Annotated in this window: 7 protein-coding genes and 1 tRNA gene; 5 read left to right on the top strand and 3 right to left on the bottom strand. The window is 59.7% G+C overall.

Annotated elements, in window-relative coordinates:
* Window positions 1–24 precede the first annotated feature (24 nt).
* The gene (locus HSW_RS14975; RefSeq protein ID WP_044002582.1) at window positions 25–2271 is read right to left on the bottom strand and encodes a GEVED domain-containing protein; all 2247 of its coding nucleotides are present in this window, start codon (window positions 2269–2271) and stop codon (window positions 25–27) included.
* A 212-nt stretch (window positions 2272–2483) separates the two neighbouring features.
* On the opposite strand from HSW_RS14975, the gene HSW_RS14970 reads away from it, so the two are divergent.
* The 3 genes from HSW_RS14970 (at window position 2484) to HSW_RS14960 (ending at window position 8187) form a co-directional block, all read left to right on the top strand.
* On the top strand, window positions 2484–3290 hold the full coding sequence (locus HSW_RS14970) for an SDR family oxidoreductase (RefSeq protein WP_044002581.1): 807 nt from the start codon (window positions 2484–2486) through the stop codon (window positions 3288–3290).
* A 377-nt stretch (window positions 3291–3667) separates the two neighbouring features.
* Window positions 3668–7222 (top strand): M36 family metallopeptidase, encoded by a 3555-nt coding sequence (locus HSW_RS25100; protein WP_052346487.1) that lies wholly within the window; start codon window positions 3668–3670, stop codon window positions 7220–7222.
* A 212-nt stretch (window positions 7223–7434) separates the two neighbouring features.
* Entirely contained in the window at window positions 7435–8187 is a 753-nt protein-coding gene (locus HSW_RS14960) for a TerC family protein (RefSeq protein WP_044002580.1), read from the top strand.
* A 74-nt stretch (window positions 8188–8261) separates the two neighbouring features.
* Here HSW_RS14960 and pckA read toward each other — a convergent pair whose 3' ends face one another.
* Window positions 8262–9869, bottom strand: coding sequence for a phosphoenolpyruvate carboxykinase (ATP) (gene pckA / locus HSW_RS14955; RefSeq protein WP_044002579.1), 1608 nt, complete (start codon window positions 9867–9869; stop codon window positions 8262–8264).
* A 294-nt stretch (window positions 9870–10163) separates the two neighbouring features.
* On the opposite strand from pckA, the gene HSW_RS14950 reads away from it, so the two are divergent.
* Complete coding sequence (locus tag HSW_RS14950; protein ID WP_052346486.1) at window positions 10164–11171, top strand: AraC family transcriptional regulator; 1008 nt, start codon at window positions 10164–10166, stop codon at window positions 11169–11171.
* Here HSW_RS14950 and HSW_RS14945 read toward each other — a convergent pair.
* Window positions 11135–11659, bottom strand: coding sequence for a hypothetical protein (locus HSW_RS14945; RefSeq protein WP_155832993.1), 525 nt, complete (start codon window positions 11657–11659; stop codon window positions 11135–11137). The two genes, HSW_RS14950 and HSW_RS14945, sit on opposite strands and share 37 nt — an antisense overlap.
* 273 nt (window positions 11660–11932) lie before the next feature.
* Here HSW_RS14945 and HSW_RS14940 point away from each other — a divergent pair.
* A tRNA-Lys gene (locus tag HSW_RS14940) sits at window positions 11933–12008 on the top strand.
* The last annotated feature ends 179 nt before the right edge of the window (window positions 12009–12187 follow it).

Raw genomic sequence — 12187 nt, 5'->3', positions numbered from 1 at the left:
GAGGAGGAAAAACGTTGGCCTGCGCTAGTCGCGCAGCACGCGGCGAATGGCACTCTGGCCGTGGCTGCCCCACAGGCGCAGCACATACAGGCCCCGGGGCAGTCCGCTTAGGTCGAGGCTGGCATCGGCGGCCGTGCCCAGGCGCAGCTGGCCCCGGTACACGCAGGCCCCCAGCGTATTCTCCACCTCCACAGAGTAGGTATCAGCCGCTCGGGCATCGGCGAGGCGCAGGTGCAGCTGCCCGTCGGTGGTCGGGTTGGGGAAAACCGTCAGGGCCGGCAAGGATTTGGCCTCCTGCGTGGCCGTAGCGGATACCACCTGCACGCTGTAGTCCTCAATTTCCGTGTTGGGCTGCGCAGTAGTGCCCGTGCAGGCGTAGGCCGAGTTGTTGTTGAGGCGGGCAATGATGCGCATGCGGGTGAAGCCCACTACGCTTTGCAGGGCCGGTACCGGCACCGTAATGGTAGCGGGGTTGGTGCTGATCTGATTGGAAACCAACTCAGAAGTAGCAAAGAACCCGTCCCGGTTCCAGTCTACCCAGACCGTGGTTACGCGCTGAAAATTCGCGTTGGCAGTCACAGTAAGCGTAGACGACTGGCCCTGGCGCAGCGTCATGATCTGGCCGGCATAGTTGCCATAGCCGTTGGTATTGGCACCGGAGGCGTTGCTGAACGGGGTAGCCTGCGGAGTAGCCAGACTCACATTGGTTATCCAGAAAGCCGCATTGTCGCCAAGGGCGGTACAGTACTGCACGCAGGGCACCGTTACCACCACGTAGTCGGTGCGCGTAATAGTGGTGGTGCCGAAGGCATTGGTCGCCCTCAGGCTCACGGTGTACGAACCGGTGTTGGCGTAGGTGTGGCTGGGGTTCTGCAGGGTACTGGTAGAGCCGTCGCCAAACGTCCAGAGCCAGCCGTTAGGCGCATTCTGGCTGATATCCGTGAACTGAATGGCAGCCTGGCAGGAGCCGGCAGTGTAGTTGGAGGTGAAGTCGGCGGTGGGCGGGCTGGTGTTGGCGCGCACCGTTACGGTATAATCCTCCGCCTGGCCGTACTGAATACCGTCGCAGGCCGTGAAGGAGGAACCCACGTAATCGGAAACGACCCGCAGGCGCAAAGGCTGGTTGAGTACCGCCGTGGCCGGCACCAGCAACGTGCCGGTTGGATTGCTCGTGTTCAATGCCTGAAAAATCTGCTCCCCGCTGCCGAAGGTCCCGTCGTTGTTCAGGTCCAGCCACACCCGTGTGTCCTGCGGGTTGCCGGGGCTGGTCGTCAGGCGCAGCGTATACCGGTTGCCAACGGTTACCTCCACCTTGCCGTTGCAGGTGAAATCCTCGTAACCTGCCTGACCATTGGCCGAAATCTGGGTGAGGGTGCCCAGGGTAAACTGCGTGATGCCGTAGCCACAGCAGAATGCCGCCGTGGCCGGGGCGCAGGTAGCAGCCACCGGCACCACGTTATCGTAAGTTATATACGAGGCGCGGGTTCGGGTATTGCTCCCCACGCTGTTGCTGGTGGTAAGGGCCACGGTGAAGGTGCCGGCCGTAGTGTACTGGTGGCTGGGGCTGGCCAACATGCTGGTGGTGCCGTCGCCGAAATCCCAGCGCCAGGAAGTCGGCCCGTTCTGGCTCTGGTCAGTGAACTGCACGGTGCCCGAGCAGGTACGCGTCTGGTCGGCCACGAAATCCGTCACCGGGGCCTGGGTGCTGGCTGAGGCAATAACCGCGTAATCTTCCGTCTGAGAGTACTGCGGCGTGGAGCAGGGAGAAGGCAGGGTAGCGTTTACGTAGTCGGCGGCTACGCGCAGCCGCAGCCGCACGCCCGTTACCGTGCCGCTGGGCAGCCGCACCGTGCCGGTGTGGGTGCGTTTGGTATTGCTGCTGAACAAGAGTTCCGACGTCGGGCTGAAGGTACCGTCATTGTTCAAATCGGCCCACACCCGCACGTTCTCATCGGCGTTGGTATTGGTCCGGATACTGATGGGAACATCGGCCCCAATGATGAGCGTAGCCGCCCCCAGCGTGCAGGAGTAATCTTTATAGCCGTCCTGGATGCCCGGCGTTGTGTTGTTGATAGTGCCCAGCGTAACGTTCAGAATGCCCATGCCGAACGGAATATTGGCCGTGGGAGCACTGCCGGGCGTACAGCCACTAGCAGCTGGCGGGCAATTCTGGGCCTGCGCCACCAGTGGAAACAGGGGTAAAGCCAGGGCCAGTAAACCAGCGGCATAGCGCACCTTGCCACCCAAAATAGTACGTAAGGGTTGCGTCATAGATAAGGACGTAAAAGGCGGGGGGGGAAAGGTCGAAGGTAACCGCAATCCGGAACAAAATACAATTTTCCCGGCGGTGAATTCAATATAGAAACAGGGGAGGAACCGGCCGCCACCAAATCGGCAAATTGCGGCTGTACGCCGATGGGCTGCCAAAAATACCCGTAGTTTTGCCCGCCTTTTACTGCGGTTTTCTCACGCCTTCTTCCCTCATGAAAGATAAAGTAGTCCTCATCACGGGCGGCACTTCCGGCATTGGTCGGGCTACGGCCCTGGCCTTCGGGCAGGCCGGGGCCCGCGTGGCCATTACCGGCCGCGACGAAACCCGGCTCCAAAGCACCGCCGAAGAACTGGTCCGTCTGGACATCCAGCACCTTACTATACGCGCCGATGTAGGAGTGGAGGCCGACTCGGAGCGGGCCGTACGCGAAACTGTGGCCGCTTTTGGCCGCCTTGATGTGCTCATCAACAACGCCGGCATCAGTATGCGCGCCCTCTTCCGCGACGCCGACCTAGACGTTATCCGGCAGCTGATGCAAACCAACTTCTTCGGGACGGTGTACGCCACCAAATTTGCGTTGCCGCACATCACGCAAGTCAAAGGCTCTATTGTGGGCATCAGCAGTATTGCGGGCTATCGAGGGCTGCCGGGGCGTACGGGGTACTCGGCTTCCAAATTTGCCATGCACGGCTTTCTGGAGGCCCTGCGCACCGAGCTATTGCCTCAGGGAGTACATGTATTATTGGCCTGCCCTGGCTTCACGGCTTCCAACATCCGCAACGTAGCCTTAGCCGCCGACGGCTCCCGACAGGGCGAGTCGCCGCGGGACGAGCAGAAGATGATGAGCAGCGAGGAAGTGGCTGGCTACCTGGTAGCGGCCGTGCGCGAGCGGCGCCGCGACCTGGTGCTTACCAGCACGGGCAAGCTCACCGTCTTCCTCAATAAATGGCTGCCGGGGCTGGCCGATAAGCTGGTGCTGAATCACTTTCGAAAAGAGGAGCCGGATTTCGTGCTGTAAACCAGCTGCAGATTCCCCGATAAAAGGTAGCCAAAAGAGCTGCCGGGCTTTGCATTCCAGTGCATTGCCCGGCAGCTCTTCCTAATGATAAGCAAGTAATGGAGGTGCCCGGCGGCGGAATGAATAATGTGGTTTTTTCAAAGAAAGAAGCCCTGTAGTATAGACTTGTCGGCTTACAAAAGCCGGGCTGTGGAATAGAAGCAGAAAAAGCGTTTATATTCTGCCATAATGACAAAAGGTGGCTTAACTTGCTGAGCTTCCCGGTCAATTTGTGCTGCCTTTACGGGTGCAGCGGCCGGTTACGAATGCTTTGGCTGGCCCTTCGGATAAGCAGGGCCTACATTTCCTGATCAATTCCACAACCAAATCCTAACTACTTGACACAACTCTACTCCTCCAACTGGCTGGCAGCGGGGCTTTTGGCGTTAGCCTGTGCCTCCCCGGTTCACGCGCAAACCAGCGCGGCTCCGGCCGGCACGGAGCAAGCCTGGCAGAGCCGGCAGCAATGGGCCGGCGGCAATATAACTGCCGCCGATATGCGCGTGTCCAGCTCCCACACCGATGCGGCCACCGGCCTCACCTACGTGTATGTGCAGCAGCTGCACAAGGGCATTCCGGTGTACAATCGGGTGCTGACCCTGGCCTTCAAAAACCAGCAGTTCAGGCACCACGCCGGCACATTTGTCCCGGGCCGCCAGTTCACCGGGCTTTCGGCGACACCGGCTCTGGAAGCGGCTACGGCCGTCAACCGGGCGTTGGCCCCGCTGGCTGCCGCCCGCCTGAGCAGCCCCACGGCCACCAGTGCCCGCACCGGCCCCGACCAGCGGCAGACGTTTGCCGCCGCTGGGGTAGCCCGCCGCGACATTGTCGCCAGTCTGGTGTGGGTGTATGATAACGCCCAGAAGCTGCATCTGGCCTGGAACGTAAACGTAGACCTGCTGGATTCCTCCGACTGGCTCAACATCCGGGTAGATGCGGCCACGGGACAGGTACTGGATCAGGATAACTGGACGGTACATGAGACAGTGGCCCGTAAGGCTCCGGCAGCAGCCACCGCTAGTGCCGCCCGCCCCGCCGCTTGGCAGCCTATCGGTACGGTAGGAATTGCGGCCGTTACCCCGGCTACTTACTATGTAATACCCTATCCGCAGGAAAGCCCGGGTAGTAGCCGACTGCAAACTGAGTCGTCGCCGTGGCTGAAAGCAGGGGGCGGCAACAACGCCACCACGCACGGCTGGCACTTCAACGGCAGCACCGATTTTGCCGATACGCGCGGCAACAACGTGTGGGCCTACGATGATAGCCTGAAAACGAATGCTCCCGGCCGGTTCGCGGCCTCCACCGGCGCCTCCGCCAGCTCCCTGGTGTTCGACTACGTGCCCGATTTTGCGTTCAGTCCGCAGCTGGGTAAAAACCGCCGGGCAGCTACCGTAAACCTGTTCTACTGGAACAACATCGTGCACGATGTCCTGTACCAGTATGGATTTACTGAACCGGCCGGCAACTTCCAGACGGATAACATCGGGCGCGGTGGCACCGGGCAGGACCATGTGCGGGCCGAAGCGCAGGATGGCAACGGCGTCAACAACGCCAACTTCAGCACCCCGCCCGACGGAGCGTCGGGCCGGATGCAGATGTTTCTGTGGAGCGCGCCCGCCAGCCGCAACCTGACGGTAACAGCCCCCGCCCCCGTGGCCGGCAGCTACACCACCGTGGAAAGTGCCTTCAGCACCAGCAACAAGCTTGTCAGCACCGGCCCCGTAACCGGCGACTTGGTGTTCTATAACGACCCCGGCAACCCGGCTTCCCATCTGGCGTGTACTTCCCCTTCATCTACCACGCTCACCGGTAAAATAGCCCTCATTTACCGGGGCACCTGCAATTACACCGATAAGGTGTTGAACGCGCAGAACGCCGGAGCCCGGGCCGTTATTATGGTGAATAATGCTGGTGCCCCAGTAGCTATGGGCGGCACCAACAACGCCATAACTATTCCGGCCGTCATGGTTTCTACCACCGACGGTAACCTGCTGGCCACCCAGCTGACCAATGGCGCCACTGTAAGCCTTACCATCAGTCTGCCCGCGCCGCAGCTGGATGGTGATTTTGACAACGGCATTGTGGTGCACGAGTACGGCCACGGTGTGTCGAACCGCCTCACGGGCGGCCCCGCCAACGCCAGTTGCCTCGGCAATGCCGAGCAGGGCGGCGAAGGCTGGAGTGATTATCTGGCCCTGATGCTGACCACCAACTGGCAAACTGCCCAGCTAACCGATGGCCCCACGAGCCGGGCTGTGGGCACGTACGCCTCCGGGCAAGCACCTGCAGGCGGCGGCATTCGTCGGTACCCGTACTCTACCAGTTTGAGCATCAATCCGCTTACTTACAGCAACGTTGCTACCAGCCCCGAGTCGCACGCCATTGGCGAGGTATGGTGCGCTGCGCTGTGGGATATGACCTGGGCCCTGATCCAGCAGCAGGGCCGGATCGAGCCGAACCTATACACCGGTACCAGCACCGGCGGCAACGCCATTGCGCTCCAGCTGGTGATGCAGGGCATGAAGCTGCAGCCCTGCCAGCCGGGTTTCCTCGATTCACGTGATGCTATTCTGGCCGCCGACTCCCTATTGTACAATGGTCGGTACCACTGTCTGATCTGGAGTGCATTTGCCCGTCGAGGTATGGGCGCCAGCGCTGTTCAGGGACTTTCCACCAGCGCCACCGATCAAACGGCTGCCTTTGACCTGCCCGGCGTACGCCTGAGCAAAAACACCGAGCTGCTGACAGGTAACCAGCTTGCCATCAATATCTCAGCTACCTGCGAGTGTCAGGCCCAGCAGGCTCCTTACTCTATCAAGGCGCAACTGCCGGCTGATCTGAGCTACGTAAGCAGCACCAGCAGCGGTACGTTGGGGAGCAACAATACCGTCACGTTTGCCAACCTGGCTTTCACGCCCGGCCAGACGCGCACGTTCCAGATTCAGGCCGTAACGGCGGCCGGTAAAGGCTGCAACACGACTACGGTAGTGAATGACAACCGCGAAACCAACACCGTGGGAGGCTTCACGCCGGCCGTACTGACCGGTAGCAGCAGCTGGGCACCCAGCACCGCCCGGGCGTATAGCGGCTCCACTTCCTGGAAGGCTGTTGAGCCCATTACCCCTTCTGATGCCACGCTTACTTCGGCGGCATTCACGCCAGTAGGCTTCTCCCTGCTGTCGTTCTACCATTACTACAACACGGAGCCCTCGTATGATGGCGGCATGGTGGCTATTTCCACTGATAACGGGGCCACCTGGATCGACGCGGCCCCATACTTCCTCCAGAACGGCTACAATTCCGTGTTCGATGCCTCTACGGCTTCGCCAAATAAGCCCTGTTTCTCGGGTATCTCGTCCACGGAAACCGGCTCGGCGGCGTTCATTCGCACTACGCTCAATCTGTCGTCTTTCAGCGGCCAGACTATTCGGCTACGTTTCCAGGCCCAGTCAGATGAGGGAACGGCTTATGAGGGCTGGTATGTAGATGACATTCAGGTGATAAACGGTTGTGGTGGTATTCAGCAGGTACAACTGTTTACCAATGCAAACGCCCTGGCTGGCTCGTATCAGACTCCTATTTTCCTGACGCCCGCCGGTCCGCTCAGCGCCCAGCAAGCTAAAAACGGCCTGTTGATGTCAGCCGTACCAACTCCCTTCGGAGCCGAAGGCGTGCGGCTGGTTCTCTCGTCGCCCGTCGCCCAGCCCGGCCTTGTGCTGGTGCTCACCGATGCTACCGGTCGTTTGCTGCACCGGCAGCAACTGAACACTGTAGCGGCCGGTACCACCACCATCACCTGGCCCCAGACGGCTGCTCTGCCGGCCGGCCTGTATCTGGTGCAGGCTCAGTTCCCGAACGGGCAACGGATGGTCCTGCGCGTGGTGCGGGAGTAGTCCGCCCCAGATTGTCTGATAACTCAAAAAAGGCTCTTCCTTCGCAGGAGGAGCCTTTTTTTGTGCTTCGCTTCATCTTGCTGGCGTATTTCGGAGCCAGTCAGCCCAACCCCGACCCACCGATAAAGTATATCTTCGGGCGGCCCGGTGGCGTACAAGCCGCGCGGCCGCCGTGGTAGCGGGAAGCTGCCACGCGCCCTTTTTTCTCTGGTATGAATCAACACCTCCAACAAATCCTCGATAATCCGCTAGCGGCCCTGGCGGTGGTCGGCAACCTCATCATCATCGAAAGCCTGCTTTCCGTGGATAACGCGGCCGTACTGGCTACCATGGTGGGCGACCTGCCCAAGGAACAGCGCAAAAAAGCTCTTCGCTATGGTATCATCGGGGCCTATGTATTTCGGGGAATCTGCATTCTGTTTGCCTCGTATCTGGTCGAAATCTGGTTTCTGAAACCCCTGGGCGGCCTGTACCTGCTCTACCTCGCGGCCGACCACTTCCGCGACAAAAACGCCCCCGAGGAGGAGGGCGTCGATAAGCAGCAGAGTTGGGTATACCGCCACACGCTGGGGCTTTTCGGGCAGTTCTGGGCTACGGTGGCCCTCATCGAGCTGATGGACTTAGCCTTCTCCATCGACAACGTGTTTGCCGTGGTAGCCTTCACCGATAACCTGATTCTGATTTGTACCGGCGTGTTCATCGGTATTCTGGCCATGCGGCTGGTGGCGCAGGCTTTCGTGCTGCTGATGGGCCGGTATCCATTTCTGGAAACAGCCGCTTTTGTGGTGATTGCGCTACTGGGCCTGAAACTGCTGCTTTCCCTGTTTGAGCACTACTTCCCGGCGCACCCCTTTAGTCATTTCCTCAGCAGCGAAATGGCCGAAGCCGGCCTCACTGTCCTCACGGTAGCTGTGTTTGCAGTGCCGTTGTTCACCTCGTGGCTGCGGCAGCGCGTGGCACGCTGATAAACCGCTAAAACGCGCAAAAGGCCGGCTTTCCGCTACGGAAGGCCGGCCTTTTCTATTCAGGTATTACAATCTTAAACTTCGGCTGTCACGGCTATTTTGGGTGCGCCGGCCAGGATGTCCTCGTTGGCGAAATCGGCATACTTGCGGAAGTTTATCACGAACTTCTCGGCTAGGTCGGCGGCTGTGCGGTCGTAGGCTTCCTGGTCGGCCCAGGTGGTGCGCGGGTTCAGAATGTCAGTGGGCACGCCGGGCACCGTGGCCGGTACCTGCACGCCGAAGATGGGATGCTCGGTGAAGGCCACGTCGTTCAATTCCCCGTTGAGGGCGGCCGTAATCATGGCGCGGGTGTAGGCCAGCTTCATGCGCGAGCCGGTGCCGTAGGAGCCGCCCGTCCAGCCGGTGTTGACCAGCCACACGTTCACTTCGTTTTCCTCCATCTTGCGGCCCAGCATCTCGGCGTACTTGGTGGGGTGCAGGGGCAGGAACACGGCTCCAAAGCAGGCTGAAAACGTGGTCTGGGGCTCTGTGATGCCCATTTCCGTGCCTGCCACCTTGGCCGTGTAGCCGCTCATGAAGTGGTACATGGCGTGGCTCTTGTCCAGCTTGCTGATGGGGGGCAATACCCCAAACGCATCGGCCGTCAGGAAGAAGATGTTCTTGGGGGCGGCACCCACCGAGGGCTCCACGGCATTGTCAATGAAGTTGATCGGGTAGGCCGTGCGGGTGTTTTCCGTTACCGATTTATTGGCGTAATCTACCGTGGTGGTGCCGGGCACGAAGCGCGTGTTCTCCACAATGGCCCCGGGGCGGATGGCGTCCCAGATCTGGGGCTCCTTCTCGCGGCTCAGGTCAATTACCTTGGCGTAGCAGCCGCCCTCGAAGTTGAAAATGCCCTCATTGGGCGTCCAGCCGTGCTCATCGTCGCCGATGAGGCCGCGCGCCGGATCGGCCGAGAGGGTGGTTTTGCCCGTGCCCGACAGGCCAAAGAAGATGGCCGTGTCTCCATCCTGCCCCACGTTGGCTGAACAGTGCATGGGCAGCGTGTGGTGCTGGTGGGGCAGCAGGAAGTTGAGGACACCAAAAATGCCCTTTTTCATCTCGCCGGCGTAGCCCGTGCCACCGATGAGCAGGGTTTTCTGTGAGAAGTTGAGAATGGCGAAGTTCTTCTGGCGGGTACCATCCACGGCCGGGTCGGCCTCGAAGCCGGGGGCGCAGAGGATGGTGAAGTCAGCGGCCCAGCTGGTGTCGGCTCCTTCGGCGGGGCGCAGGAACATGTTGTAGCAGAACAGGTTGTGCCATGCCAGCTCGTTCACCACGCGCAGCTTCAGCTGGTAGGCGGGGTTCGCCCCGGCGTAGGCTTCACGCACGAACAACTCCTTGTTCTGGAGGTAGGCCATCATCTTGGCCTGAAGCTGCTCAAACTTGTCCTGGGGAAACGGGATGTTAATGTCGCCCCACCAAACGGCGTCCTGGGTGAGGGCGTCCTGCACGATGAAGCGGTCCTTAGGGGAACGGCCGGTGAAGGTGCCGGTATCTGCCATGAGGGCACCGGTGTCAGTGAGCGTGCCTTCCTGGCGGCGCAGGGCGTGCTCCACTAGTTCGGTGGGAGTCAGGTTCAGGTGCACCGGGGTGGTGGGCGTCAGCCCCAGCGAAGTCAGGCGGGAATGGAGGGCTTCCATAGAAGTGGGAGGAAAATGTGGGAAATGAGGCAGGAATCCGCGTTGCGAGGGCCGGGTGGCTGCCCACCGCAATGCGGACAAACAAAACATGCTCCTTGTGATACCGCAACCGAGCAATAGTCAGCTGAGGAGGCGGTAGCAGGAAAAGAGCTACTGAATTGCTATACAAAACTAACGCCGCTGCACCGAATCGAATGAGATGTTTCGGTATATTACCAGGACAAAACAAACATTTTTGAGTGTCGTTACTTGTTAAAACTGTTAAGTTGACACTGTCACCTGTTTACCGCACGTATGCCTAAGGATATTGCTCATTATAACGGCCTGTATGGCGACGACAAAGCGCAGGTATCCCACACCTACGTCTACAGTCAACTAATTGCACCCCGTAACCGGGCCACTAACTGGGGCCTCAAGCCGCACGTGCACGGCAACCTCTACCAGCTGTTTTTCCTGGAAGCCGGTCAGGCTTCTCTGGATGCGGGTGCTGACTCGGAGGAGCTGCAGACGCCCTGTGTGGTGCTGATTCCGGCCAATACGGTGCACGGCTTCACGTTCAGCCCCCAGGTAAAGGGCCGTTCCTTGACTATTGCGGAAGCCCTGCTAGACACGATTCTGCAGGTGAGTCCTTCTATCCTGATTGAGCTCAACAGCCTGTATGTGCTCACCGAGTTTACCGATGAGGAAAGCTTTGCCGAGCTGCTGGCCCTGGAGCGGCTGATTCATGCTGAAATGCACTCCCAGCTGCCGGAGCGGCAGCTGGCACTCAATGCCTATTTCAAACTATTGTTCGTGAAGCTATTCCGTTTGCTCAAGCACCAGCAGAACAAGGCCGACGGCAGCTCCAACCGCAACCTGCACTACTTCCATGAATTTCAGAAAAGCGTGGCGCGGGCCGCGCCGTTCGAGAAGAAGATTTCGGAGTATGCCCGTGAACTGAACATTACGCCTGTGCACCTGAACCGCATCTGCCAGGCCGTAAAGGGTAAATCGGCCCTGGAAATCGTGAATGCCAACACCATCCGGCGGGCCCACAACCATTTGGTCTACACGTCCTCCTCGATTTCAGAAATTGCCTATACCCTGCAGTTTGCCGATTCCGGCTACTTCACCCGTTTCTTCCGCAAGCATACTGGCCTCTCGCCCGTGGCCTACCGTGCCCGCGCCTACCGCGACGAAACCTACCCCGCCGCTGCTCGCCCCGAAGTGGAAGTGCCGGAACCGGATGGCCCCGCTCCCGGCAAAACCCCTGGGTCGACCGGCCGCTATTCTACCAGCAGCAAATCGGGGCGGCGGATGTAGGCGTCGCGGCCCTGCCACTGCACCCGGAACCAGATATCCTGCTGGCCCCGCACTTCAAACCGGTCACCGGCGGCGGCAGTAGTCAGCCACGCCGAGCCGGCGCTGGGGCCGGCCATGAGCGGGACGCGGGGCCGGGCTACCAGCCCTACCCGGCCGGGGGCCAGCAGGTTCAGAAACAGTCCGACTAATAGCAAGTATACCGCGTACGTGGCCCACCAGGCCCGATCAGCAGTGCGCCGACGCAATAGCAACAAGATGCCAACAACCACGGCCAGCAGCAGCAGCGCCTGCAGCAAACGGTAATAATAGCGTTGAATGGTAATGGCCAGGTTTTGCCGCCACGTATCGGGGTAGCCCGTGAGGCGATGCTCCTGTGCTACCGCCACCATTTTGCGCCATGTGCTGTACTGGGGCTGCCACGCCTGCGCTACACTCAGGTAATAGAGGGCTGCCGGGTAATGGCCGAGCCCCTCCTGAACATATGCCATGCGTAATAGCTGCCGAATTGACTGCGCGCCGCCCACCTGCTCGCGGGCTTGGCGGTACAGCGGATAAGATTGCTCTACCTGACCAGCCTGAAACAGGGAATCGGCTTTCTGGAGTGCAGGAGTAACTTTTTGTGCCTGAACGGATTGGAAAAATACCGCCGGAAACAGAAAAAAAAGGTGCGCTTTTTTCAGCAAAACAGTTGCACGGTTAAGTTTGGCCCTCTACTTTTGTGCCACAATCAGCGGGAAACGCCCACTGGTTACAAAGAAACTGATTCTGTAGCTCAGCTGGTAGAGCAATACACTTTTAATGTATGGGTCCTGGGTTCGAATCCCAGCGGGATCACCAAAAGCCTTGTCGCATGCGGCAGGGCTTTTTTCGTTTTACCCCTGTGCAACTGCTTTAGCCGAAAGGATAATTGAGAGAGGAAAAGAACGGGAACCTAACTCGTTTAGGGGAAAAAAGGCGGCGTTGCGGACTTGTTGGAATGGAAAATGTAGTTTCGAAGGATGATTATCCGCTTCTTG

The sequence above is a fragment of the Hymenobacter swuensis DY53 genome (assembly GCF_000576555.1).
Classification (GTDB): domain Bacteria; phylum Bacteroidota; class Bacteroidia; order Cytophagales; family Hymenobacteraceae; genus Hymenobacter; species Hymenobacter swuensis.
Note: the sequence above shows the minus strand (reverse complement) of the source record. Positions and strands in the feature narration are given on the sequence as shown.

Excerpts from the sequence above, each read along its gene's own strand:
- HSW_RS14945 (WP_155832993.1), bottom strand. The coding sequence starts at position 11,659 with ATGGCATATGTTCAGGAGGGGCTCGGCCATTACCCGGCAGCCCTCTAT.
- pckA (WP_044002579.1), bottom strand. The coding sequence starts at position 9,869 with ATGGAAGCCCTCCATTCCCGCCTGACTTCGCTGGGGCTGACGCCCACC.
- HSW_RS14970 (WP_044002581.1), top strand. The coding sequence starts at position 2,484 with ATGAAAGATAAAGTAGTCCTCATCACGGGCGGCACTTCCGGCATTGGT.
- HSW_RS14950 (WP_052346486.1), top strand. The coding sequence starts at position 10,164 with ATGCCTAAGGATATTGCTCATTATAACGGCCTGTATGGCGACGACAAA.
- HSW_RS14975 (WP_044002582.1), bottom strand. The coding sequence starts at position 2,271 with ATGACGCAACCCTTACGTACTATTTTGGGTGGCAAGGTGCGCTATGCC.
- HSW_RS14960 (WP_044002580.1), top strand. The coding sequence starts at position 7,435 with ATGAATCAACACCTCCAACAAATCCTCGATAATCCGCTAGCGGCCCTG.